The following is a 25,442-nucleotide window of genomic DNA, read 5'->3' as shown; positions in this document are numbered from 1 at the left end:
CTTTAAGTACCGAGGAGTTTCTTGCCGGCTTGCGAAATCCACGAGCCCTGATTTTCACGCGGCTCTGCGCCGTTGCTCTTCAGCAGCTTGTAGGAATCCGCGTACCACTGGCTGTCGGGGTAGTTGTGGCCGAGAACGGCGGCTGCCGTCTGGGCTTCCTCGACGATACCCATCGCGTAATAGGCCTCGACCAGACGCGCGAGCGCCTCTTCGACCTGGTTCGTGTTGGGGTATTTCTCGACGACGATGCGGAAGCGCGAGATGGCGGCAAGGTATTCCTTGCGCTCCATGTAGTAGCGGCCGATCTGCATTTCCTTGCCGGCGAGCTGGTCGCGGGCAAAGCGGATCTTCGCCTGCGCGTCGTCGACATATTCGGAATCGGGATAGTTGTCGATCACGGCCTGCATGGCCTCGACGGTTCGGGACGCAGCGCGCTGGTCCTGCGTCACGTCGACGATCTGCTTGGAATAGGTAAGACCGATCAGGTACTGCACATAGGCGGCATCCTTGGACTTCGGATACTGCGCCATGTAGCGGTTGCCCGAGGCCAGCGCTTCGTCGAGGCGGCCTTGGCGGTACTTCACGAAGGTGCTCATAACCAGACCCTTGCGGGCCCACTCAGAGAACGGATTTTCGCGGTCGATCGAATCGAACTTGCGCGCGGCTTCCGCCATGTTGCCGGCCTTCATGTTGGCCAGACCCTGATTGTAGAGAACATCAGGCGGATCGCTCTGCAGGCCGAGCTTGGTAATATCGATATCGGGGTCCGATTGGCATCCGGAAATCAAGGCACCTGCGCTCAGCACCAGGAGCGATGCGAACAAAGCACGCGCTGTCTTCATCATACTTTCAGACCCTGCATAACCCATCGGAACATCCCAAGAGCCGCCATCCCTCAACGGCAGCCACGCCTCGCTGGCGTTTCTAGCCACAAATGCATGGCCAGAGCAACGCATTGATGATGCATTAACGCATTTTTGTGGCGACCCCGCCCATAATCGTCTGTTTTGTCCGGATAATTCTCGATTATGCCCAGCTAAATATCTGCCGCGAAAGGTCTATCGGGAATCACACTTGGCTGTTGCACATAAAGAAACCGCCTCCCGAAGGAGGCGGCCCTGGCCTAAAGAATGCGACGGAGGTCAAGCCGACCAGGGAGCAAATTCAGGAGCGTTGACGCGGATGAAATCGCGCGGGGCAACACGCTGGCGCGGTGCCGAGGTCTCGACCACTTCATAGGCGGTCGGATCGCTGAGCAGCGCCTTCAGCGCATTGGCGTTCATCTTGTGGCCGCCGCGATAGGAGCGGTAGCAGCCGATGAAGGGAGCGCCGGCAAGCGCCAGGTCGCCGACGGCGTCGAGCGTCTTGTGACGCACGAATTCGTCCTTGGCGTAGCGCAGGCCTTCGACGTTGATGACGGTGTGATCGTCGGAGATGACGACCGAATTTTCCAGCGACGAGCCGAGCGCGTGGCCCGAAGCCCAGAGACGTTCGACGTCACGCATGAAGCCGAAGGTGCGGGCGCGCGACAGTTCCGACTTGAAGGTGGCGGCGGTCATGTCACCTTCCCACTTCTGGCGGCCGATCAGCGGCGTGTCGAAATCGATCTCGACTTCGAAGCGCATGCCGTCATAGGGACGAAACTCGCTCCACGAACCGCCATGCTCGATGCGAACCGGCTTGGTGATGCGGATGTAGCGGCGCTTGACGCCGAGCGATACCAGACCCACCTGTTCGATGGCGTCGATGAAAGGCATCGAGCTGCCGTCCATGATCGGCATTTCGGCGCCGTCGACTTCGATGACGACGTTGTCGAGGCCAAGCGCGTAGACAGCGGCCATCACATGTTCGATCGTCGCGACGGAGCGCGCCGGAGAAAAGCCGAGAACAGTGCACAGGTCGGTATTGCCGACCTGCGAGGAAACAGCGCGAAGCTCGGTCACTTCGCCGTTGTCATGCATGCGATTGAATACGACACCAGTGTCGGCTTCAGCGGGGTTGAAGGTAATCGAAACGTCGGCACCCGAATGAACGCCGATCCCCGAAAGAGAGACCGGACGCGATACCGTCGTTTGAAAACCCAACATGCCAATAACCATTAATCTTGCCTTTATTATCCCTGGCGATCCGCTGCGACCCGTATGCCGAAACTCATCCGCCAAGGCTTATTCTCTCCATCGCGGTGCTGCGTCAAGGCGCACGTAGACGGTTTGTCAGCCCATACATACGTGTGCCCGCGCTGCAATCCAAATCACTGTTTCTTTCGCATTGTTACGAAAGCATGCATTTGAAATCACAAGGCAATCAGGCGCAAATCGGAGTGCCTGATACAACAATGCCCGGGAGCGAACTCCCGGGCTGTTGCGTGGCGATTCTGCGTGTCTTTATCAGTTCGACTGGCGGCGAAGGAAGGCCGGAATTTCGAGCTGATCGTCTTCCTGCATCATGCGGGCCTGCGGTACGGCACGGCCCTGATCATCCAGGTTTCCGCGACGCGGAGCATAAAGGCTTGCCTCAGGAGACAGCGGGCGACGCTGCTGCGAGGACGCTGCCGGAGCCGACGTCATCTCAGGAGCGACTTCCTCTTCGCGGCGACCAAGCGAGTTGGTGATGCGCTTCAGGAGGCCCATCGGACCGCGCTCTTCATGCGCATGCGACACGGGTGCCGGCTGCGAACGATGATCGATCTCGGCCTGAACGACCGGCGGGAAATCCTCGACCTTCGGCATGCGGACCGGCTGCTGCTGCATGACAGGAGCAGGCTGCTGCATGACCGGCGCCGGCTGATGCATCACAGGCTGCGGAGCCGGCTGCTGCATCACGGGTGCCTGCTGCTGGACCGGAGCCGGACGGATGATCGGTGCGGCTTCCGGAGCTGCGAAGATCTTGCTCGCCGGGCGGAAGGTTTCCTGCGGAGCAGGCTGCTGGTGAACCGGGGCAGCCGCGCGCGGGGCGTGGATGTCGAGTTCGCGTTCCATTTCGGCTTCGGCCATGCGGATGGTCTGCGCGATCTGGTCGGCCTTCGGTGCCTGCTGCATGACAGGGGCAGGCTGGACTGCGGCCGGAGCCGGAGCAACGGCCGCCGAGGGACGGATAATCGGCTTCTGAACCGGCTGGAAGGTCTTGCCGGCGTCCTGGTTCATCGCGCGGTCGATGCCGGTGGCGACGACGGAAACGCGGATGATGCCTTCAAGCGATTCGTCGAAGGTCGCGCCGAGGATGATGTTCGCATCCGGATCGACTTCTTCGCGGATACGGGTAGCGGCTTCGTCGACTTCGAAGAGGGTGAGGTCGCGACCACCGGTGATGGAGATCAACAGGCCCTGTGCGCCCTTCATCGAGGTTTCGTCGAGCAGCGGGTTTGCGATCGCCGCTTCCGCAGCCTGCATCGCGCGGCCCTGGCCGGAAGCCTCGCCGGTACCCATCATCGCGCGGCCCATTTCGCGCATGACCGAACGGACGTCGGCGAAATCGAGGTTGATGAGACCTTCCTTCACCATCAGGTCGGTGATGCAGGCAACGCCCGAGTAGAGAACCTGATCCGCCATCGCGAATGCGTCGGCGAAGGTCGTCTTGTCGTTTGCGATACGGAACAGGTTCTGGTTCGGAATGACGATCAGCGTGTCGACCGATTTCTGCAGTTCCTGGATGCCCGCTTCGGCCAGACGCATGCGGCGGCCGCCTTCGAAGTGGAACGGCTTGGTTACGACACCAACCGTCAGGATGCCCTTGTTGCGGGCGGCCTGGGCAACGACGGGAGCCGCACCGGTGCCGGTGCCGCCGCCCATGCCGGCGGTGACGAAGCACATGTGGGTGCCGTTCAGGTGATCGACGATTTCGTCGATGCATTCTTCAGCAGCTGCACGGCCGACTTCCGGCTGCGAACCCGCGCCGAGACCTTCGGTGACGCTGGCGCCGAGCTGGATGATGCGCTCTGCCTTGGTCATCGTCAGTGCCTGGGCATCCGTGTTGGCAACGACGAAGTCGACGCCCTGGAGACCAGCGGAGATCATGTTGTTGACAGCGTTGCCACCGCCACCGCCGACGCCGAACACGGTGATGCGCGGCTTCAGCTCAGTGATATCTGGCGTATGCAGCTTGATAGTCATGGTACCCGTTCCTTCTCTTTATGGCCGCATCGCCACGCCGGCCAATTCACTCAATTTCTAGAAGCTTTCCTTCAGCCACTGGCCCATCCGGGCGAAGCGGCTGCTATTTCCGCCAAGCGACATGAGCAGACCGCTCTGTGACGCATGTGTTTCCTGGTCCGCAACCTGCGGATAGATCATCAGGCCGACCGCCGTCGAAAAGGCCGGACCCTTGGCAGCGGTCGGGAGACCCGAGACGCCCATCGGGCGGCCGATACGGACGTTGCGGGCAAGGATCTTGCGGGCAACGTCGGCAAGGCCGGTCAGCTGGCTTGCGCCGCCTGTCAGCACGACGCGCTTGCCGACGATCGGGCTGAAGCCCGAGCGCTGGATGCGGTCGCGAATGAGTTCCATTGTCTCCTCGATGCGGGCGCTGACGATCCGCGACACCAGTGCGCGTGGCACCTGCGTCGGCAGATCGCGGTCGTCCTCGCCGATCGGCGGGATCGAGATCAGCTCGCGCTCATCGGAAGAGTTCCCCATGGCCGAGGCATGAACCACCTTCAGACGCTCGGCGTCCTCGATGCGGGTCGACAGGCCACGAGCCAGATCGGTTGTGACGTGATGACCGCCGAGACCGACGGCATCCGTGTGCACCAGCTTGCCTTCGGCAAAGACCGAGATCGTCGTCGTGCCGCCGCCCATGTCGATCGCAGCACATCCGAGTTCGACTTCGTCGTCAACAAGGGCTGCAAGACCGGACGCGTAAGGCGTCGCAACGATGCCTTCGACAGAAAGGTGCGCGCGGTTGACGCTGAGCTCGAGGTTCTTCAGAGCCGTGCGCTCGGCGGTCACGACATGCATGTCGACGCCGAGGACGTCACCGTACATCGACAACGGATCGCGAATGCCGCGTTCGCCGTCGAGCGAGAAACCGGTGGCCAGCGAGTGCAGCACGGCGCGATCCTGGCGCAGCGACTGCTGGCAGGCTGCCGCCAGAACCTTCTTCAGATCGTTCAGTTCGACTTCCTGGCCGCCGAGATCGATGGTGGCGGTGTAGATGTCGCTGGTGAGGCGTCCGGCCGTCAGGTTGACGATCAGGCTCTCGACGGTGAGGCCCGCCATGCGCTCGGCTGCATCGACCGCGAGGCGGATGACGCTTTCCAGCGCATCGAGATCCGAGATCGCGCCGGTCTTGATACCGCGCGAACGCTGATGGCCGATGCCGATGATTTCGATGTTATGCGTGCGACCGGGGAGGATCTGGCTCTCCTCGCGCGGCGTCAGCCGGCCGATCATGCAGACGACTTTCGTCGAACCGATGTCGAGCACGGAAACGACGTGCGACCGCTTGGACGAAAGCGGCTTCAGGCGCGGCAATCCAAAATGGGACGAACCGAACAAGCTCATATATTCTGCCCCGCCTTCTTCAAATCCTTGGTGCGCTGATCGAGAACAAGCTGACGGCGCTCCATGGCTTCAGGCGTCAGTTGGATGGCCATACGGTCGGAGAGGCGAAGATCGACGGCCGCGATATCGCGATCGAGAAGCGCCTGCTCGCCGTTGAATTTCGAAAGGCGCGCCAGCGCCTGGTCGACATCGTCTTCCGGCAACTTGACGACGACGCCATTGTCCATGTGCAGATCCCAGCGACGGCCGGAGACCCAGACATAGGCCTTCACGCGCGCCTTGATATCGGGCCACTTGGAGAACTCGTCCGCGAGCGAAGCGGCAGCCACTTCGGCGCCGCGACCAACGACCAGCGGAAGCTGCGAAAACTTGTTGTCGCGAAGCGGCGCGATGACCGCCCCACCCTTCTCGACCAGCGAGAGCTCGGCGCCATGCTGCCAGATCGCGTAGGCTTCGCGCTCCTTGAGCTTCACCTCGATCGTCTTCGGATAAACCTTGCGGACCTCGACGCTCTCGACCCAGGGAAGCTTCGCGATCTTCTGACGCGCCGCATCCACATCGAGCGCCACGAGCGAGGTCGTGCCGTCGAGACCGATCAGCTGGAGGATATCGATTTCAGAGGTCTCGGAGTTGCCGGACACCTTCACGTCCTCGACGGCAAAGCCGGCGGCGGCCGTCGTCGCCTGGGCAACGACTTCCGTGTGGCCACCCAGAGACATGCCGTAGAAACCCGTCGCGGCGAAGAACGCCAGCGCCGATACCGTACCCGTATGGGCAGGAATATAGATGCGGCCGCTGCCGAGGCTGACAAGGAAGCGGACGACGCGGCGCAGAGGCCGCGGCAGCACCATGCGCCCATCGCCTTCAGCATAGGAAGGCTCGGCTTGATGGCTTGGGCGCCCCATCCTTTTGACCGTTACCGAGAACAAGAAGCGTCCTCCACCATCCAACGAAGAAATTCACCAAACGAGTAGCCGGCATGACCGGCCATTTCGGGCACAAGCGAGGTTGGAGTCATGCCTGGCTGAGTATTGATCTCCAGCCAGATGATTTCGCCGTCTTCGGAGAAGCGATCGTCGTACCGAAAATCCGACCGACTCACTCCACGGCAACCAATTGCTTGATGCGCCCTTAGGGACAATGATTGTATTTTTTGGTAAATATTCGGTGAAATTTTCGCCGGAATGACGTGTTTCGAACCACCGGCCACATACTTGGAATCATAGTCGTAGAAGCTGTGACCCTGCGGAACGATCTCGGTCACACCCAGCACCTGATCGCCCATGACGCCGCAGGTGAGCTCGCGACCATGCACGTAACGCTCGACCAGAACCTCTTCGCCATACCGCCATTCGGCCGAGCCGATGATCTGCGGCGGACGCGACTGATCCTCCTGAACGATGACAACGCCGAAGCTCGAACCCTCGCGCACCGGCTTCACCACATAAGGCGGCTTCATCGGATGTTCGGCGGGGAAAGCGAAGCGGTTGATCACCTGCGACTGCGCGACAGGAATGCCGGCGGCAGCCGCGACACCCTTGGCCTTGCTCTTGTCCATGGCAAGTGCGGAGGCCAGAACGCCGGAGTGCGTGTAGGGAATTTCGAGATATTCCAGAATGCCCTGGATCAGCCCGTCTTCGCCGAACGGCCCATGCAGGGCGTTGAACGCCACATCGGGACGGAGAGCGGACAGCTTGGCGGAGACGTCGCGATCGACATCGATACGGGTCACCTGGAAGCCTTCAGCCTCGAGAGCATCCGCGCACGCCGCCCCGGACGAAAGGCTGACAGGCCTCTCCGAGGAAAATCCGCCCATAAGGACAGCGACATGCTTGCGACTCATAGATACCCCCAAAATAATCCGTACTTTGCATTCCAAGGCTTGCACCAAGCTGGCTTTCTTCCGAATCTGGCTCGCCTGGCGCACGTGTATTAGAGCGTCATTATGGTTAACGAAGCGTTTACTTTTGTTAACTTCTTCCCCGAACCGGCATGAATTGTGACAGTCGGGCGCGACCGTCGAAACGCGAAAACCCCGCAGCGCCAAGCGCTACGGCCGATATGTCAAAGCGAAACAAAAAGTTTAAACAACAGCGCCAAGCAGGCTCCGACCGCCGACCGCTTCCAGATTTGCGCGGACGCAAATCCGACTTCCCACCACGCCTGCAACCGCTGGAAACACGGATTGGGACGCGGTCGAGCGCCTGACTTTCCGGCTGAAAAAGCAAGCACCCTAGTTTTTGTCGGTTTATTGCGCGATTAACGTTTGCGCCGAATTAAAATTGCGTTATGAGCCCCTAGCCTCCCAAGGGCATACAACCGAAATCCCGATTGGAATGAAAATGTCAGACGCGATATCTCCAGTATCGCCGACATCAGCTTCATCGAACAGTGCACCGCTCAACTCGCCGGCACGCGTTCTGATCGCAAGCGTCGTCGGCACCACCATCGAATTCTTCGACTTCTACGTATACGCGACGGCCGCCGTGCTGGTCTTCCCGACGCTGTTCTTCCCGAACAGCGATCCGACCACCGCGCTGCTCGCCTCCTTCGCGACCTTCTCCATCGCCTTCTTCGCCCGCCCGCTTGGCGCCGTGGTCTTCGGCCACTTCGGCGACAGGATCGGCCGCAAGACGACGCTGGTCGCAGCCCTGCTGACGATGGGTATCTCGACCGTCATCATCGGCCTGCTGCCCTCTTATGAATCGATCGGCGTTCTAGCACCTCTGTTGCTGGCGCTTTGCCGTTTCGGCCAGGGCTTCGGCCTCGGCGGTGAATGGGGCGGCGCGGTGCTACTGGCGACGGAGAACGCACCTGAGGGCAAGCGCAGCTGGTACGGCATGTTCCCGCAGCTCGGCGCACCGCTCGGTCTCTTCCTGTCCTCGGGCATCTTCTGGGTGCTGCTACAGTTCATGCCGCAGGAACAGCTGCTGGCCTGGGGCTGGCGCGTACCCTTCATCGCCTCGATCGTCCTGATCGTCATCGGCCTGTGGGTCCGTCTCTCTATCACCGAAACGCCTGACTTCCAGAAGGCCATCGACAAGAAGGAGCGCGTCGCCGTTCCGGTTGCCGAAGTCTTCCGCAAGCACAAGCGCAGCCTGTTCCTCGGCACCTTCGTGGCGCTCGCCACCTTCGTGCTGTTCTACATCGGCTCGGCCTACCTGCTCTCCTACAACGTCAAGGTCCTGAAGATCCCGTTCCTCGACGCGCTCGAGATCCAGATCGTCGGCTCGATCTCCTTCGGCATCTTCATCCCGATCATCGGCAAGCTCGCCGAGCGCTTCGGCCGCCGCGAAATGCTGATCCTGACGACCGTCCTGATCGGCCTGTTCTCCTTCCTGCTCCCCGGCCTGATGGCTGGCGGCGAAGGCAGCATCCTGGTCTTCGCGATCGTCGCCATGGCGCTGATGGGCATGACCTACGGCCTGATCGGCACGGCGCTCGCAGCGCCCTTCCCGACCGCCGTGCGCTACACAGGCTCGTCGATCACCTTCAACCTCGCAGGCATCTTCGGCGCGTCTCTGGCGCCCTACATCGCCACCTGGCTGCAGGCGAACTACGGCATGCTTTACGTCGGCTACTATCTCGGCCTCTCGGCCGTCATCACGCTGATCTGCATCCTGGCCTCGGGCCGCGACGAAGTCTGATCGGTCCATTCTTGAACATGCGAGGCCGCGACGGGAAACCGCCGCGGCCTTTTTCGTTGTTGTCTGTTAACGCCCTGCCTCTATTTTCGATGCGATCAACGGCTGGGGAGAGACGAATGCTGACACGACGATCGCTGCTGACGCATGGCCTGGGCGCCGGACTGTCGCTATCTCTACCGCCCCTCGCCCGCGCAGCCGGCGTCCCCGATACCGACGTCACCTTCCTCGTCATCAACGACATCCACGCCTGCCGCATCGGCGATGGCCTTAGCCCGAATTGCGAGGCCGAAGGCAAGACCGACGCCAACCTGCTGCGCCACATCAGGGCGCTCAACAACATCCACCACCAGACATGGCCGGAAGCAATTGACGGCAAGCCCACCGGCTTTGCTCTCGCGGGCCAGCCTATCGCCAAGCCGCAGGGCGTCATCGTCTGCGGCGACGTCACCGACGACGGCGGCGGCCAGATGGCGGAGTTCGCGGAAGGGTCGCAACTGCTGCAGTTCTCGCACCGCTATCAGCAGGGACCGGGCGCCGACCACATCCACTTCCCCGTCTATGTCGGTCTCGGCAATCACGATCTCGACCAGGACGGCCATCCGCCGCAGGTGGACTGGTACCGCGACGAATTGCGCGACTACGTGCAGCTGAACCACAAGCCGAGCGTCTTCTTCAAGCCGGTCGTGCCGGTCGACAATTACGACGAAGCGTCGGACAACTATTCATGGAACTGGGGCGGACTGCACCTCATCCAGGCGCAGCGCTATGGCGGCGACAATACCAAGGGGACGGCCAACAGCCTCGACTGGATGAAGCGCGACCTCGCAGCCTATGCCGCCGACGGCCGCCCGGTCGTGATCTTCCAGCACTATGGATGGGACAAGTTCTCGCTCGAACGCTGGGACCCGGAAAAGAGCACCTTCACCGTTGAGGGCAGCGGCGCGCCGCACTGGTGGGGTGAATCAGAACGTCAGCAATTGCTCGCAACCCTTGAAGGTTACAACGTAATCGGCATTTTCCACGGCCACGAGCACGACACGCGCATGGCCTACCAGGCCGGCGGCATCGACGTCTTCAAGGCGCGCGCCGCCTTCATGGGCGGCTTCAGCCTCGTGCGTATCAAGGGGAATGTGATGGATGTGGCGATCGGCGATGCCAGCGACGATGTCGGCGGGGTGACCTTCACCACCGCCTTCACCAAACGTTTCGGCTAGAGCTTACTCGCTCGTCACGCCCTGGAACGGACGCACTTCGCGGCCGGGCATGAACAGGCCCAGGCGCTTGATCTCCCATTCCAGCTTGATGCCGGAATGCTCGAACACCTCGCGGCGAACCTGCTCGCCGAGATATTCGAGGTCGTAGCCAGTCGCCTGACCGTTGTTGATCATGAAGTTGCAATGCAGGGACGACATCTGCGCGCCGCCGATGACGAGACCGCGGCATCCCGCTTCGTCGATCAGCTTCCACGCGGAGTGGCCTTCGGGGTTCTTGAAGGTCGAGCCGCCAGTCTTCTCGCGGATCGGCTGCACCGTCTCGCGGTGGCTGCGCACGGCATCCATGTCGGCGCGGATCTTGGCGCGGTCCTCGGCATAGCCCTCGAACAGAACCGATGTGAAGATCAGGTCGCTGGCGGCCGACGAATGGCGATACGCGTAGCCCATGTCGGCATTCGACAGCACGTGCTTGTTGCCCTTGCGGTCGATCGCGGTGACCTCGACGACGCGATCACGCGTCTCGCCGCCATTGGCGCCGGCGTTCATGCGTGCTGCGCCGCCGATGCTGCCGGGAATGCCGTAGTAGAAGTGGAAGCCACCGATGCCGTTGTCCATCGCCATGGCCGCGACATGCTTGTCCGGGCAGATGGCGCCGGCGCGCACGCGGTTCTCACCGGCGAGCTCAACCGAACCAAAGCCCTTGGCCGAAAGGCGCAGAACCACGCCGGGAATGCCGCCGTCGCGAACCAGAATGTTCGAGCCGACGCCGACCACGGTCATCGGCACTTCCTCGGGCAGGATCTTCAGGAACGCGATCAGGTCTTCTTCGTCGTGTGGCTGGAACATCAGTTCCGCAAGGCCACCGGCATGAAACCAGGTGACGCGGTCCATCGGCGCATCCGGTGTAATCCGCCCGCGGATGTCCTTTACACCGTCGCCCAGCGACGCAAGAAGCTTTTGCCCATTCACCTGTTTCATGCGGATCTACCCGAAAGGCCTTCCAGTTGCTTGGGCAGTGCTGCCGCCCAATAAGTGATACTCCCAGCCCCCAACAGAACCACGAAATCGCCTGGCTTTGCAATCTCTGCGACCATTTCAGGCAACAACTCGGGAGAGGCGAGGAAGCGCGCATCGCGATGCCCGCCCGATTTGATCAGCGAAACAAGCGCTTCGGCGTTGGCGCCCTCGATCGGTTCTTCGCCTGCGGCATAGACTGGCGCCAGGAAAATGCTGTCCGCATCGTTGAAGCAGGCCGCGAATTCCTCAAACAGGCTCGCCAGGCGCGAATAGCGGTGCGGCTGGTGCACGGCGATGACGCGGCCCTTGCACGCCTCGCGCGCTGCCTTGAGCACGGCCTTGATCTCGACCGGATGGTGGCCGTAGTCGTCGAAGATCTGCACGCCGTTCCATTCGCCGGTCAGCGTGAAGCGACGCTTGACGCCGCCGAAGGAGGCAAGCCCCTTGGCGATATCCTCGCTCGACATGCCCAGGCGATTGGCGACCGCGATCGCGGCGGTCGCGTTCGAAACATTGTGGCGGCCGGGCATCGGCAGAACGAGATTGTCGAGCTTGATGACCTGGCCGGTGCGGCGACGGCGGATTTCGACGTCGAAGGTCGAGCGCGCGCCGTCGATGCGCACGTTCATGAAGCGCACGTCGGCCTGCGGGTTCTCGCCATAGGTCACGACCTTGCGGTCCTCGATACGGCCGACCAGCGCCTGCACTTCAGGATGATCCAAGCACATGACGCCGAACCCGTAGAACGGCACGTTCTCGACGAACTGGCGGAACGCGGCGCGCACGGCGTCGAAATTGCCGTAATGGTCGAGATGCTCGGGGTCGATATTGGTGACGACCGCGACGTCGGCCGGAAGCTTCAGGAAGGTACCGTCCGATTCGTCGGCCTCGACCACCATCCACTCGCCCTCGCCCATGCGGGCATTGGTGCCGTAGGCGTTGATGATGCCGCCATTGATGACGGTCGGGTCGAGCCCGCCGGCTTCGAGCAGCGTCGCGACCATCGAGGTGGTCGTCGTCTTGCCGTGCGTGCCGCCGATGGCGATCGCATTGCGGAAGCGCATCAGCTCGGCCAGCATTTCGGCGCGGCGCACCACGGGCAGCAGCTTTTCGCGCGCGGCGATGAGCTCGGGATTGTCCTTCTTGATCGCGGTCGAAACGACGACGACCTCGGCATCGCCAAGGTTCTCGGCCTTGTGGCCGACGAAGACCTCGATGCCCTTGTCGCGCAGGCGCTGGACGTTGGCGCTATCGGCCTGGTCGGATCCCTGGACGCGATGGCCGAGATTGTGCAGCACCTCGGCGATCCCGCTCATGCCGATACCGCCGATGCCGATGAAATGGACGAGGCCGATGGCCTTCGGCATTTTCATGCGCTTTTCCCCTTGAACTCTGCAATTGTACGTCCCGCCGCAATAGCCTCTACCATGTCGGCAAGCAAGTTCGCGGCGTCAGGTTTACCCGCCTGCTTGGCGGCGGCGGCCATACGCGCCAGCTTTTCCGGGTCGTTCATCGTGTGCGTCAGGATCGAGGCGATCTTCTCGGACGAGAGTTCGGCCTGCACGATCACCTTGGCGCCGCCGGTCGCGGCCAGCGATGCGGCATTGGCCGCCTGGTCGTGGTCGAGCGCATGCGGATAAGGCACCAGGATCGCCGGACGGCCGATCACCGAGATCTCGGAAACGGTCGAAGCGCCGGAGCGGCAGATCACGAGATGCGCCTTGGCCAGCCGCTCGGCCATGTCGGTAAAGAAAGGCGCGATGTCGGACGCGGCGCCCATCTGAAGCTTGGCGACGCAATCGCCGACCATGCCCATGTCCTCGGGACGAACCTGCTGGGTGATCCGGAGCCGCGCGCGCAGATCGTCGTCGAGCAGGCTGATTGCCGTCGGCATCGCCTTGGAGAAATACTGCGCGCCCTGGCTGCCGCCGAAGACGACGAGATTGAACGGCTCGCCGGCATGCGACGGCGTGTAGGGCGTCTTCGCCGCCTCGATCACGGCGGGACGCACAGGATTGCCCGTCGTCACCGTCTTCTCGGGGAAGGCACCGCCATTCTCGGGCAGGAAGCCACCGGCGATCGCCTTGACGCGGTTGGCAAGCGCCTTGTTGGCGCGGCCCATCACGGCGTTCTGCTCGTGGATCATCGTCGGCACGCCGAGACGCGTGGCGGCGAGCAGCGGCGGCACCGTCGGATAGCCGCCGAAGCCGACGACCACGACAGGCTTCAACCGCCCGATCAGGCGCTTGGCCGCCCGCATGCCGCTCCACAGTGTCCACAGCGAACGCGCGACGGCGACCGGGTTCTTCGAGGCGATCGTCGCCGAGGGCACCACATGTATCTCGTCGGCCGGGAATTTGCCGGCATAGCGCTCCGCCCGGCTGTCCGTCACCAGATGCACGGAATAGCCGCGTTCCTTCAGCTTGTAGGCCAGGGCCTCCGCCGGAAACACGTGGCCGCCGGTTCCCCCGGCGGCAAGCAGAACGATGCCTTTGCTCATATAGTCTTACTCCGCCGGAATGCCGTGCGCGACGCGGAACAGGCTCCGCTCCTGCGCACGCTTTTCCGGTCTGTGGCGCGTCAGCGCGAGAATGAACCCGGCCGTGACGCAGATGGCGACCATCGACGAACCGCCGTAGGAAATCAGCGGCAGGGTCATGCCCTTCGCCGGCAGCAGCTCGAGATTGACGCCCACGTTGATGATGGATTGTATGCCGATCTGCAGCACGAGGCCAGCGACGGCGAAACGGTTGAAATCGTTGCGCTCCTTGTAGGCATGCGACAGACCGCGCAGCACGAGCGCGGAAAACAGCAGCACCAGAGCGATGCAGAAGATGATGCCGAATTCCTCGGCCGCGACCGAGAAGATGAAGTCGGTATGCGCGTCGGGGATGATGCGCTTGACGATGCCCTCGCCCGGACCCTGGCCGAACCAGTCGCCACGGATGATCGCTTCGCGCGCCGTGTCGATCTGGAACGTATCACCCTCGCCGGTCATGAACTTGTCGATACGCAACGCCACGTGCGGGAAGACGTAATAGGCGCTGACGAGACCGCCGACGCCACCGGCGCCCAGCACGATGATCCACAGCCACGGCATGCCGGCCATGAAGAACATGCCGCCCCAGACCGCTGTCGTCAGGATGGTCTGACCAAGGTCGGGCTGCGCCACGAGAAGCGCCGCGACCATGCCGAAGAGGATGATGGCGAAGAGATTGCCCGGGATTTCCGGCTGGCGCGCGTGCTCGGCAAACAGCCAGGCGCAGACGACGACGAAGGCGGGCTTCATGAATTCCGACGGCTGGATCGAGATGCCGGCGAGCGTCACCCAACGGCGGGAACCCTTGACCTCGACACCGAAGAACAGCGCCAAGAGCATCATCGCGATGGCAACGATCAGGAGAAGGATTGCCGTGCGGCGCACCTGCCGCGGCGTCAGGAACGACAGGCCGATCATCACCGCCAGCGACGGGATCATGAAGGCCGCATGGCGCTTGACGAAGTGGAACGGCTCCAGCCCGATGCGCTCGGCCACCGCCGGCGACGCGGCAAACGACAGCATGAAGCCGATGCCCATCAGGAAGATGAACATCGCCAGGAAGAACCGGTCGATGGTCCAGAACCAATCGGCCAATGCCCCGCGTTCCGCACGACTTACCATGTCACTTCTCTCCTGTTGCCGAACCGATCAGCATGGTTACTCCGTCGAGCGCTGCCACATGGCTCACAAATGCATCGCCCCTGACTTCGAAGTTCTTATATTGGTCGAAGCTTGCGCAAGCCGGTGCTAACATGACCGCCAATGGCCCGCTTTCGTCCTTGGCCGCATCCTCGGCCGCATGCGCGACCGCCTGGTCCAGCGTTCCCGAGATCTCGTAAGGCACCGCCTCGCCGAGCGTAGCCGCGAATTCCGCTGCCGCCTCGCCGATCAGGTAGGCCTTGGCGATACGCGGGAAGAACGGCGCAAGCGTCGTGATCCCACCAGCCTTCGGCAGGCCGCCGGCGATCCAATAGATGCGGTCGTAGCTCGACAGAGCCGGTGCTGCCGCATCGGCATTGGTTGCTTTGGAATCGTTGACGAACACCACATTGCCGCGCCGGCCGACCGGCTGCATGCGGTGCTTCAGGCCCGGGAAGGATGCTAGCCCCGCGCGGATATCCTCGACCGAGACACCGGCCGCAAGGCAGGCTGCGACGGCTGCCGCCGCGTTCTGCGCGTTGTGGCTGCCGCGAAGCGTCGGGATGCCGTCGAGATCGGCGATCGGAAGTGCGGCACCCGCCTGCGCCTGAATGAGCTTCGTGCCCTCGGCATAGATGCCGTCGGCGAGCGCGTGGCGGCGGGAGATGCGCGTGACCTTGCCGCCTGCCCGCTCGATACGGTCGGCGATCATTTCGCAATGGCTGTCGTCGACGCCGACGATGGCGACGTCACTGCCCGCGACCAGCCGTTCCTTGACGTCGGCATAGTGCTGCATCGTGCCGTGGCGATCGAGATGGTCGGGCGTGAGGTTGAGCAGGATGCCGGCCGACGGATTGAGCGTCGGCGCGAGATCGATCTGGTAGGACGAGCACTCGACGACATAGAAGCGACCGGCTTTCGGCGGCTCCAGCGTCAGCACCGCGGTGCCGATATTGCCGCCGAGCTGCGTGTCGCGGCCGCTCGACTTCAGGATATGGGCAATCAGCGCCGTGGTGGTCGACTTGCCGTTGGTGCCGGTGATGGCGATGAAAGGCGCATCGGGCGCATGTGCCCGGCGCTCGCGCACGAAGAGCTCGACATCACCGACGATATCGACGCCGGCGGCGCGCGCCAGATCGACCGTCCAGTGCGGCTTCGGATGCGTGAGCGGCACGCCCGGCGACAGCACGAACAGCGACTGCGCGTTCCAGTCGATCGTTCGGAGATCGGCGGTGTGGATACCCTCGGCCGCTGCCTTGGTCACGCTGTCGGGATTGTCGTCCCACGCCGTCACCTCCGCGCCCCCAAGGATCAGGGCGCGCGCCGTGGCGAAGCCGGAACCGCCGAGCCCGAAGAGCGCGACCTTTTTTCCAGAGAGCGTGGTGACCGGGATCATGATCGTCTTACCGCAGCTTCAGCGTCGAGAGGCCGAGCATGGCAAGGCCGACGGCGATGATCCAGAAGCGGATGACCACCTGGCTCTCGGTCCAGCCCTTCTTCTCGAAGTGGTGGTGGATTGGGGCCATCAGGAAGACGCGGCGTCCGGTCATCTTGAAGAAGCCGACCTGGATGATAACCGACAGCGTTTCCATGACGAACAGGCCGCCGATGATCGCCATGACGATCTCGTGCTTGGTGGCGACGGCAACCGTGCCGATCGTGCCGCCGAGCGCCAGCGAACCGGTGTCGCCCATGAAGATGGCGGCGGGCGGCGCGTTGAACCACAGGAAGCCGAGGCCGGCGCCGATGACGGCACCGAGAACGACGGAGAGTTCGCCCGTGCCGGGCACGAAGTTGATCTGCAGGTAGTTCGCGAAGACGGCATTACCGGCAAGATAAGCGATGACGCCGAAGGAGGCCGCCGCGATCATGACCGGCACGATGGCGAGACCATCGAGACCATCCGTCAGGTTCACGGCATTGCCGGCGCCGACGATGACGAAGCCGCCGAAGACCACGAACATGATGCCGAGGTTGATCAGGAAATCCTTGAAGAACGGGAATGCGACCGACGAACCGAAGGTCGAACCCGCAGGGCCCGAGGCCAGCGACGCCCGCATCATGAAGTAGACGGCGATGCCGGCGATGACGAACTCGATGCCGAGACGCGCCTTGCCCGAGAAGCCCTTGTGGCTCTGCTTGCTGACCTTGAGATAGTCGTCATAGAAGCCGATCGCGCCGAAGCCGAGCGTGACGAGCAGCGTCGCCACGACATAGACGTTCGACAGATCCGCCCACAGAAGCGACGAACCGACGATGCCGGCCAGAATCATCAGGCCGCCCATGGTCGGCGTACCGGCCTTCTTGAAGTGCGTCTGCGGTCCGTCGGCGCGGATCGGCTGACCCTTGCCCTGGCGGATGCGCAGCGAATTGATGATCATCGGCCCGAACAGGAAAACGATTAGCGCGGAGGTGAAGAGAGAGGCGCCCGTGCGGAACGTAATGTATCTGAACAGGTTCAGAAATTTCAGGTGTTCCGACAGTTCGACTAGCCAAATCAGCATTCAGGGCCCCTTGTTTACCCGCTCAAAATTCGCGTTGCGTGTCGGCAAATGGCGGGAACTTGTCAAGGAGCGCGGCAATAATCTTGCCGAAACCGATGCCCAATGACGATTTTACCATCAGCACGTCGCCTACCGCGACAGAGTTCAATACGTGGTCGATGAGTTCGTCGGTCTGCGCGCGATGCACGACCGAAACGCTCTCGGGAAGTGATTCCTTCAGCGCCAGCATCTCGTGGCCGGCTAGCCAGACATGTTCGATGCCGGCTGCAAGCAGCGGCCCGGCGAGATCGGTGTGGACCTTCTGCGAATAGTCGCCCATCTCGAGCATGTCGCCGAGCACGGCGATCCGCCGTCCCGATCCCGTCGGCATGGAGCTGGCGAGCAGCGCGATTGCCGCGCGCATCGATGTCGGATTGGCGTTGTAGCTTTCGTCGATGACCGTGAAGCTGCCATGGCCGATCGAGAGCTTGTGGCGACGGCCCCTGCCCTTTTCGGCCTGCAGCGTCGCAAGTGCCGCGATCGCCGACTGCATGTCGGCGCCGACGATCCTGGCGACGCCGAGGGCTGCCAGCGCGTTCTCGGCGATGTGCCTGCCGGGCGCGCCGATCGCGACCTCATGCGTCTCGCCGTCGATGGTAATCCACAAGGTCGAGCTCTGGTCGCCGCCGTTGAATTCCGCCATGCGGAAATCGGCCTTGGCGTGCTGCCCGAAGGAATGGATATGCTGGATGCCGCAGGCCTGCGCCGTGCGGTCGAGGAAATTGAACTGGTCGTTGTCGCGGTTGAGCACGGCATGGCCGCCGGGCACGACGCCCTCGAAGATCTCGGCCTTGGCGGTCGCGATTTCCTTGATGCTCTTGAAATTGCCGAGATGCGCCGGCGCGATCGTGGTGATGACGGCGACATGCGGCTCGATCATCTTCACCAGCGGACGGATTTCGTCCGGGTGGTTCATGCCGACTTCGAAGACGCCGAAATAGGTGTCGAGCGACATGCGCGCCAAGGTCAGCGGCACGCCCCAGTGATTGTTGAAGGATGCGACCGACGCATGCACCTTGCCCGATGGCGCGAGAACCCGGCGCAGCATCTCCTTGGTGGTCGTCTTGCCGACGGAGCCGGTGACGGCGATGATCTGCGCACGAGAACGAGCCCGCGCCGCAAGCCCGAGCTTTCCGAGCGCCACCAGAACATCCTCGACGACGATCATCGGCACGGTCAAGCGACCCAGCGCCGGCAGGCGCGCCTCGCTGACGACGAGCAGGGCAGCACCATTGGCCATCGCCATCGACGCGTAGTCGTGACCGTCGACCCGATCGCCCTTGATCGCGAAGAAGGCCTCACCCGGCTGGATCGAGCGGCTGTCGATCGCGATCCCGGTAATCCCCTCCGGCAAGGTGCCGAACGGGCGCCCGGCCATGGCCGTGATCATGTCCTGCGTTGTCCAAAGCCAATTCACGATTTCAGCTCCTCCAAAGCCTTGCGCAACTCGGCGTGATCCGAAAACGGCAGCGTGACGCCACCGATCGTCTGCCCCTCTTCATGCCCCTTGCCGGCAACGATCAGCGTGTCGCCGGAGTTGAGCATTGCGACCGCCTCGCGGATCGCCTGGGCGCGATCGGGGATCTCGGTGGCGCAAGGGGCTGCTGCCATGATCTCGGCGCGGATCGATGCGGGCTCTTCCGAGCGCGGATTGTCGTCGGTGACGACCACGACATCGGCGAGCCGGCAGGCGATCTCGCCCATGATCGGCCGCTTGCCGCGGTCGCGGTCTCCGCCGCAGCCGAAGACGACGATGACGCGGCCGGTCGTGAACGGACGCACGGATTCAAGCACATTCGACAGCGCATCTGGCTTATGGGCGTAATCGACATAAGCGAGCGCGCCATCCTTGGTGTGGCCGACGAGCTCGAGACGCCCCGAAGCGCCCTGCAGCTTCTCAAGCGCCGCCATGGCGACCTTGGCCGGAACGCCCGTGGACATGGCAAGGCCGGCGGCGACAAGCGCATTGGCCACCTGGAAATCACCGGCAAGCGGAATGTCGACCTCGAAGATCTGTCCCTCGGCGTGGATTTCGGCGACCTGCTTGTGGCGGAAATGCTCGACGCGCTTCAGCGTCAGATATTCGCCCTTGCGGCCGACGGTGCGCACGACATGTCCTGAATCGATCGCCGCCTTGATCGCCTGCTCCGACCATGCGTCGTCGGCAAAGATCACGGCGGGATTGCCCTTGGGCAGCAGCGTATCGAAGAGCCGCATCTTGGCGGCCATGTAGTCCTCGATCGTCGGATGGTAATCCATGTGATCGCGGCCGAGATTGGTGAAGGCCGCTGCTGCAAGCTTCACGCCATCGAGGCGCGACTGGTCGAGACCGTGGCTGGACGCTTCCATCGAGGCATGCGTCACGCCTTCGTCGGTCAGTTCGGCCAAGAGCGCATGCAGCGACACCGGATCGGGTGTGGTCAGCGAGCCGTAATCGTTGCGGGTCGGCGAAACGACGCCTGTCGTGCCGATCATCGCGGCCGGGTGGCCAGCAAAGGCCCAGATCTGGCGCGTAAAGGAGGCGACCGACGTCTTGCCGGCGGTTCCCGTCACGGCGACCATCGTCTCCGGCTGCTTGCCGTAGAAATTGGCGGCTGCGAGCGACAGGAAGCGGCGCGGTTCGCTGACGACGAGAACGGGAATGGAGGCTTCGGTCGGATGCGAGGCGATCGCGACCGTAGCACCGCGCGCGGCGGCATCGGCGATAAAGCCCGCGCCGTCAGCCTTGGTGCCGGCGACGGCGACGAAGGCCATGCCGGGCGCGATCTTGCGGCTGTCGGCGGAAAGGCCGGAAATCTCCAGCGCGCCCACCGGGCCGTTCAGTTCTTCCTTCAGTTCCGGAAACGCATTTCCGGCGATGTCCCTCAGTTTCATCGAACGCACACTTTTCTCTCGAGCCGTCGAGCCCCCATGGCGAATCGGCTGCGACATTCATCCAGACTCAATAAGACACCAACATGGCCGATCCGTCGTCACCGAACTTCGGTTCCACACCGAGGATTGGCGCCGCACGGGAGATGATGTTCTTGACCATCGGCGCGGCGGTATAGGCCGCGATGTTCTGGCCCTTTTCGCCATTGTGCGGCTCGTCGCAGAAGGTCAGTACGACGTACTGCGGGTTCTCGATCGGAAATGCCGCCAGGAAGGCGTTGAAATTGAGGTTGGTGGCGTAGCGGCCGTTGACGACCTTGTCGGCCGTGCCGGTCTTGCCGCCGACGTTGAAGCCGGGAACATCGGCGTTGCGGCCGGAGCCCTTCACGCCGTTGACCTTGAAGAGATAGCGCACGTCGTCGCTGGTGCTCTTCTTGACGACCACCTCTGCCACTTCGTCGGCCTGATCGCGGTTGCGCGGCAGGAAGGTCGGCTCGATCAGCTTGCCACCATTGACGAGTGCCGCACCGGCGACAGCCGTCTGCAGCGGCGTCGTCGAGACACCGTGGCCGAAGGAGATGGTCACCGAGTTGATCTTCTTCCAGACCTTCGGCTGGCTCGGCATCTTCACCTCTGGCAGCTCGGTCTTCATCTTGGTGAGAAGACCCAGCTTCGTCAGATAGTCCTTCTGCGCATCGATGCCGACGATGTCGATGATGCGGGCCGTACCGACGTTGGAGGAATACTGGAACACTTCAGGCAGTGTCAGCCAGCGGCGCTGGCCGTGGAAGTCGTGGATGGTGAAGCCGCCGATATGCAAGGGCTGCGTCGCATCGAAGCTGGAGTTGAGGTTGACCTTGCCGGTATCAAGCGCCATGGCGAGCGAGAAGGTCTTGAAGGTCGAGCCCATCTCGAACGTGCCGTTCGACATGCGGTTCAGCCAGCCTTCCTTGGCGCCTTCGAGCGGGTTGTTCGGATCGAAATCCGGTGCCGATGCCATGGCGAGCACTTCGCCCGTGTGGATGTCGAGGACGACGGCGCCCGCACCCTTGGCTTCGTAATTCTTCACCGCGTTGACGACGATATCGCGCACGATGTTCTGGACGCGGATATCGATCGAAAGCTTGACGGGCTCCAGCGGCTGATCGCTGGTCATGCCGACCATTGCGAGATCGGCAAGTCCCTGGTCGTCGATGTATTTCTCCATGCCGGCAACGCCGCGATTGTCGATGTTGACGTAGCCGAGGATGTGCGCGGCGGTCGCGCCACCGGGATAGAAGCGGCGCTTCTCCGGACGGAAGCCGATGCCGGGAATGCCGAGCGCGAGAATCTGGCTCTGCTGCTTCGGCGACAGCTGGCGGCGCAGCCAGGCAAAGTGCGAGTTGCGGTTGGCGAGCTTCTTATAGGTGCCCTTCATGTCGAGGTCGGGCAGCACGGTCGTCAGCTTTTCGACGGCCTCGTCGGCATCGACGATCTTGTTCGGCTCGGCAAACAGCGAGACGGTGCGGATGTCGGTCGCCAGCACCTCGCCGTTGCGGTCGAGAATATCGGGACGCGACGCCAGCAGGCGGTCGGGCGGCAGGATGCTGGACACGACGTCGGGATCACGCACCGCGTATTCGACGAGACGCCCGCCGATGACGCAGTAGACGCAGACGAAGGCGAAGGCCAGAAGGCCGACGCGGCTCTTGGCCTGGCCGCTGCGCTTCTTGCGCGAGCCCTGGATCGACACGCTGCTGGATGGACCGCCGAACCGGCTGTAGACGCCGGAAGAAAAGTGGGCCTGGCTCTTGGCAACCATGATGCGTGAAAGAAAGGACATCTCTACTCCACAGATCCGGTTGTCATTTCGTCTTCTTCCTCGACAGGCTTCGCCACGACCTTCGGCTTCGGCTTGCCGGTCTTGGCGTCGGCAATCTCCGGCACAGGCACCTGCGCCTTCAGCATCGGCAGCTCCTTGGCATGCACCAGCGAGGTCGAGACCGTCGGCTGCAACTGCAGCTCGCTATTATAGTTGTTGACCAGCCGCTCCAGCCGGTTTGGCTGCGATTGCAGCGCCCAGTCGGCCTTCAACAGATCGATCGTGTCCTTCTCGAGCTTGATCTCCGCTTCGAGGCGATGAACCTCCTCGAGCTTGAGTTCGGCCCGATGCTTGATCGTATAGGTCACGGCGGCCGCGGCCGTCATGACGCCAACAAGAACGAGGTCGAAGGTTCTCAGCATATCAGGCTCCGAGCTTTCCGAGGCTTGCGAGGTTGGGCAGTCCGAAGATCGACATGTCGGCAGCTTCCGCAGGTGCCGTGGTTCTGAGACCCGCACGCAGCTTGGCGGAACGCGCGCGCGGATTGAGCTCCGCTTCCGCGTCGCTCGCCGACACCATCGGCTTGCCGATCCGGTCGAAGGTCGCGGCACGCTCGTGAGCGATCGGCATGTGGCGTGAGCCCGATGCCTTGCCGGCGCGATCGGAGAAGAAGGTCTTGACGATGCGGTCTTCCAGCGAGTGGAAGGTTACGACCACGAGACGGCCGCCCGGCTTCAACGCCTGTTCGGCCGCAAACAGCGCCTGTGCCAGCTCGCCGAGTTCGTCATTGACGAAGATGCGCAATGCCTGGAACACCCGCGTCGCCGGATGGATCTTGTCCTTCATCTTGCGCGGCGTGACGATCTCGATCAGGCCCGCCAGATCGCGCGTCGTCTCGAACGGCTTCTCGGCGCGGCGCTTCTCGATCGCATGCGCGATGCGCGGCGACTGGCTCTCTTCGCCGAGGAAATGGAAGATACGGATGAGTTCGGCGACCTTGGCGCGGTTGACGACGTCTGCGGCCGAAACGCCGGATGCCGACATGCGCATGTCGAGTGGCCCGTTCTTCTGGAACGAGAAGCCGCGATCGGCCTCGTCGATCTGCATCGACGACACGCCGATATCGAGCACGATGCCATCAAGGCCACCGGCCGGCGCGTGATCAGCCAGCTGCGAAAACTGCGAGTGAATGAGCTTCAGGCGGCCACCATGCGCCTCGACCAGCGCCTGCCCGCCCGCGATCGCCGTCGGATCGCGATCGAGCGCAATCACCTCGGCACCACCAGACAGGATGGCCGACGTATAGCCGCCTGCGCCGAAGGTGCCGTCGAGAATGACCTTGCCGGCAGCAGGCTCCAGCGCCGTCAGCACCTCGTTAAGAAGAACCGGAATGTGGCGAACCGGTCCGCCACCGGCATCAGTTGAACCTTCGCCAGGATTCGCCGCCATTCCGTTCCCTCGTGTTACGAGGAACGCTTGCCCGCCAGCCTGCGCTCCTCTCGTGCTCGTTGCTGCACAGCCTGAAATTCCTTCGGCTGCCACAGCTGAAAATGATCCGCCCGACCAACGAAGGTGACTTCGTCCGAGATACCGGTGAAGTCGCGAATGAAATCCGTGACCATCAACCGCCCCTCGGCGTCGAGCTTCATGAAGACCCCGCCCCCGTGAATGAGAAGCGACATCTCGTTCGCTTCCGGCGAAAACGGATCCTCCGCAGCGATCTGCCGCTCGAACCTTTCGAGAAGGTCCGAACCGCCGACGCTGATCGCCGGAAATACAAAATCCTGGAAGCAGTACAAATCCTGGATGTTGCCCTGCGCCATCACCGATCGAAACGCCGCGGGCACGGAGACCCTGCCCTTGGAATCGATCCTGTTGGTCGCATGTGAAAGGAAGCGGCCCATGACACGAAACATCCGTTCCCGAAAGAGCCCGGACAGCGATTAGGCGCCCCGAACCCCATTTCTCAGACACAGCTTCGCCAGCCGGATGGACGACATTCCATCCAGCGCCTCCGGTGAGGAGTACGCCTTTACTTTGCGATTGGTGGGCACTTGATTGCCCTTGCGCAGTGCAGGAATGGGATAACATGGGACCATATGGGCGTCAATGGGAAACGCCCGTCTCACGATGAGCGCAGTATCGAAAATTTATAAGCTGTTAAGTTTAACAAAGGGTTATGAACGCCGGAATTCTCAGGCTCCAAAGCGCCCTAGAGCCACACCGCAGCGTGTGGCGAAAAACATCCCCGGTTGCGGAAAATGAATTCGAACACGCCGCGCAGGTGAAAATCACAAAACTCAACCTTAAATGCGCATTTGGCGGTGAGCACATTGAGCCACCTCCCCGTTCACCGGCATGTGTTCATCCGGCATCTTATGCCTACTATGTCGTTAACGGAAAATAATGTATTTTAGATATCATGCATACACAAAGACAAAAACATATCCATTTGCAGAACAAACTAAGAAAGCACGGAGAAAATCCATGGCGAGTTTTAGCTTCAAGGGAATGTTGGCTGGAATGAAGTCGCCGAATACTCAGCCTCCACTGAAGAAAGTCGGCATGACTTCTGAAATTCAGTGTGTAAACTGTGGAAAACTACTCAAGCGATGGTCGGCTCTTTCGCTGAGCAGCACCGTTTGCGAGGAGTGTCTTCGCCAGCCGGCAACGTCTCACTGAGCCCGATAAGGGCCAGTGAAATCGTATGGACGTCGATGAAAAGACAATCGCCAGTTGGCCTGTAAGCCGGGTTCTGTATGGCTCCGGCCGAAACCGGAACGTGGCAGCCATTCCTCTGGGACAACGTTTGCACGTTGCCTCTCGCAACCCACCCGGATGACTGGCCTGGAAACCAGCCGGACGGCTTGCGCCGCCCGCGTCATCCCTATTCGGTCTTGCTCCCGGTGGGGTTTACCTTGCCATCGCCGTTGCCGGAGACGCGGTGGGCTCTTACCCCACCCTTTCACCCTTACCTGCCGAAGCAGGCGGTTTGCTTTCTGTGGCACTTTCCCTGAGGTCGCCCTCGCCGGACGTTATCCGGCACCGTGTTTCCGTGGAGCCCGGACTTTCCTCACCCTACCGTCTTTCGACATTGGTAAAGCGCGGCTGCCCGGCCAACTGGCCCGGCTCCCTTAACCGAGACTGGGAGCGAATGCCAACAAAATATCGC

The 25,442-nt window shown here is 62.3% G+C and carries 20 protein-coding genes and 1 other RNA gene; 2 read left to right on the top strand and 19 right to left on the bottom strand.

Annotation, left to right across the window (positions count from 1 at the left end; genetic code table 11):
- Window positions 1-2: 2 nt before the first annotated feature.
- The 6 genes from D460_RS0105825 to D460_RS0105800 all read right to left on the bottom strand — a co-directional run bounded on the left by D460_RS0105825 (window position 3) and on the right by D460_RS0105800 (window position 7,341).
- On the bottom strand, window positions 3-869 hold the full coding sequence (locus D460_RS0105825) for an outer membrane protein assembly factor BamD (RefSeq protein ID WP_026282828.1): 867 nt from the start codon (window positions 867-869) through the stop codon (window positions 3-5).
- A gap of 273 nt (window positions 870-1,142) precedes the next feature.
- The gene (lpxC, locus tag D460_RS0105820) at window positions 1,143-2,099 is read right to left on the bottom strand and encodes a UDP-3-O-acyl-N-acetylglucosamine deacetylase (RefSeq protein ID WP_018897577.1); all 957 of its coding nucleotides are present in this window, start codon (window positions 2,097-2,099) and stop codon (window positions 1,143-1,145) included.
- Between the two features lie 288 nt (window positions 2,100-2,387).
- Window positions 2,388-4,109 (bottom strand): cell division protein FtsZ, encoded by a 1,722-nt coding sequence (ftsZ, locus tag D460_RS0105815; RefSeq protein ID WP_018897576.1) that lies wholly within the window; start codon window positions 4,107-4,109, stop codon window positions 2,388-2,390.
- 57 nt (window positions 4,110-4,166) lie between these two features.
- Window positions 4,167-5,498, bottom strand: coding sequence for a cell division protein FtsA (ftsA, locus tag D460_RS0105810; protein ID WP_018897575.1), 1,332 nt, complete (start codon window positions 5,496-5,498; stop codon window positions 4,167-4,169).
- Window positions 5,495-6,427 (bottom strand): cell division protein FtsQ/DivIB, encoded by a 933-nt coding sequence (locus D460_RS0105805; RefSeq protein ID WP_026282827.1) that lies wholly within the window; start codon window positions 6,425-6,427, stop codon window positions 5,495-5,497. The genes ftsA and D460_RS0105805 overlap by 4 nt, the downstream gene beginning before the upstream one ends.
- The gene (locus tag D460_RS0105800; RefSeq protein ID WP_026282826.1) at window positions 6,415-7,341 is read right to left on the bottom strand and encodes a D-alanine--D-alanine ligase; all 927 of its coding nucleotides are present in this window, start codon (window positions 7,339-7,341) and stop codon (window positions 6,415-6,417) included. Before D460_RS0105800 ends, D460_RS0105805 begins: the two co-directional genes overlap by 13 nt.
- A 499-nt stretch (window positions 7,342-7,840) precedes the next feature.
- On the opposite strand from D460_RS0105800, the gene D460_RS0105795 reads away from it, so the two are divergent.
- Both D460_RS0105795 and D460_RS0105790 read left to right on the top strand, forming a co-directional pair.
- Window positions 7,841-9,145 (top strand): MFS transporter, encoded by a 1,305-nt coding sequence (locus tag D460_RS0105795; protein WP_018897572.1) that lies wholly within the window; start codon window positions 7,841-7,843, stop codon window positions 9,143-9,145.
- Between the two features lie 116 nt (window positions 9,146-9,261).
- Complete coding sequence (locus D460_RS0105790) at window positions 9,262-10,359, top strand: metallophosphoesterase (protein ID WP_018897571.1); 1,098 nt, start codon at window positions 9,262-9,264, stop codon at window positions 10,357-10,359.
- A 3-nt stretch (window positions 10,360-10,362) separates the two neighbouring features.
- Here D460_RS0105790 and murB read toward each other — a convergent pair whose 3' ends face one another.
- From murB to rnpB, 13 genes are all read right to left on the bottom strand, one after another.
- Window positions 10,363-11,337: a UDP-N-acetylmuramate dehydrogenase gene (gene murB, locus D460_RS0105785; protein WP_018897570.1), complete on the bottom strand. Its 975-nt coding sequence runs from the start codon at window positions 11,335-11,337 to the stop codon at window positions 10,363-10,365.
- A complete protein-coding gene (gene murC, locus D460_RS0105780) occupies window positions 11,334-12,749 on the bottom strand; it encodes a UDP-N-acetylmuramate--L-alanine ligase (RefSeq protein ID WP_018897569.1) in 1,416 nt (471 codons plus the stop codon). Before murC ends, murB begins: the two co-directional genes overlap by 4 nt.
- On the bottom strand, window positions 12,746-13,876 hold the full coding sequence (murG, locus tag D460_RS0105775) for an undecaprenyldiphospho-muramoylpentapeptide beta-N-acetylglucosaminyltransferase (RefSeq protein ID WP_018897568.1): 1,131 nt from the start codon (window positions 13,874-13,876) through the stop codon (window positions 12,746-12,748). The genes murC and murG overlap by 4 nt, the downstream gene beginning before the upstream one ends.
- 6 nt (window positions 13,877-13,882) lie before the next feature.
- On the bottom strand, window positions 13,883-15,037 hold the full coding sequence (gene ftsW, locus D460_RS0105770; RefSeq protein WP_026282825.1) for a putative lipid II flippase FtsW: 1,155 nt from the start codon (window positions 15,035-15,037) through the stop codon (window positions 13,883-13,885).
- Between the two features lies 1 nt (window position 15,038).
- On the bottom strand, window positions 15,039-16,451 hold the full coding sequence (gene murD / locus D460_RS0105765) for a UDP-N-acetylmuramoyl-L-alanine--D-glutamate ligase (protein ID WP_018897566.1): 1,413 nt from the start codon (window positions 16,449-16,451) through the stop codon (window positions 15,039-15,041).
- Between the two features lie 7 nt (window positions 16,452-16,458).
- Entirely contained in the window at window positions 16,459-17,559 is a 1,101-nt protein-coding gene (mraY, locus tag D460_RS0105760; RefSeq protein WP_018897565.1) for a phospho-N-acetylmuramoyl-pentapeptide-transferase, read from the bottom strand.
- 22 nt (window positions 17,560-17,581) lie between these two features.
- Window positions 17,582-19,015: a UDP-N-acetylmuramoylalanyl-D-glutamyl-2,6-diaminopimelate--D-alanyl-D-alanine ligase gene (locus D460_RS0105755; protein WP_018897564.1), complete on the bottom strand. Its 1,434-nt coding sequence runs from the start codon at window positions 19,013-19,015 to the stop codon at window positions 17,582-17,584.
- A complete protein-coding gene (locus tag D460_RS0105750) occupies window positions 19,012-20,472 on the bottom strand; it encodes a UDP-N-acetylmuramoyl-L-alanyl-D-glutamate--2,6-diaminopimelate ligase (RefSeq protein WP_018897563.1) in 1,461 nt (486 codons plus the stop codon). Before D460_RS0105750 ends, D460_RS0105755 begins: the two co-directional genes overlap by 4 nt.
- A 67-nt stretch (window positions 20,473-20,539) precedes the next feature.
- Window positions 20,540-22,291: a penicillin-binding protein 2 gene (locus D460_RS0105745; protein ID WP_018897562.1), complete on the bottom strand. Its 1,752-nt coding sequence runs from the start codon at window positions 22,289-22,291 to the stop codon at window positions 20,540-20,542.
- 2 nt (window positions 22,292-22,293) lie between these two features.
- Window positions 22,294-22,692: a hypothetical protein gene (locus tag D460_RS0105740; protein ID WP_018897561.1), complete on the bottom strand. Its 399-nt coding sequence runs from the start codon at window positions 22,690-22,692 to the stop codon at window positions 22,294-22,296.
- 1 nt (window position 22,693) lies between these two features.
- Window positions 22,694-23,719, bottom strand: coding sequence for a 16S rRNA (cytosine(1402)-N(4))-methyltransferase RsmH (rsmH, locus tag D460_RS0105735; RefSeq protein ID WP_018897560.1), 1,026 nt, complete (start codon window positions 23,717-23,719; stop codon window positions 22,694-22,696).
- Between the two features lie 14 nt (window positions 23,720-23,733).
- Window positions 23,734-24,174, bottom strand: coding sequence for a division/cell wall cluster transcriptional repressor MraZ (gene mraZ / locus D460_RS0105730; RefSeq protein ID WP_018897559.1), 441 nt, complete (start codon window positions 24,172-24,174; stop codon window positions 23,734-23,736).
- A gap of 824 nt (window positions 24,175-24,998) precedes the next feature.
- Window positions 24,999-25,394, bottom strand: an RNA gene (gene rnpB, locus D460_RS34450) — RNase P RNA component class A.
- Between the last annotated feature and the right edge of the window lie 48 nt (window positions 25,395-25,442).

Origin of the sequence: Rhizobium sp. 2MFCol3.1, from assembly GCF_000377565.1 — a bacterium.
In the GTDB taxonomy this organism is placed as follows: Bacteria; Pseudomonadota; Alphaproteobacteria; order Rhizobiales; family Rhizobiaceae; genus Rhizobium.
Note: the sequence above shows the minus strand (reverse complement) of the source record. Positions and strands in the feature narration are given on the sequence as shown.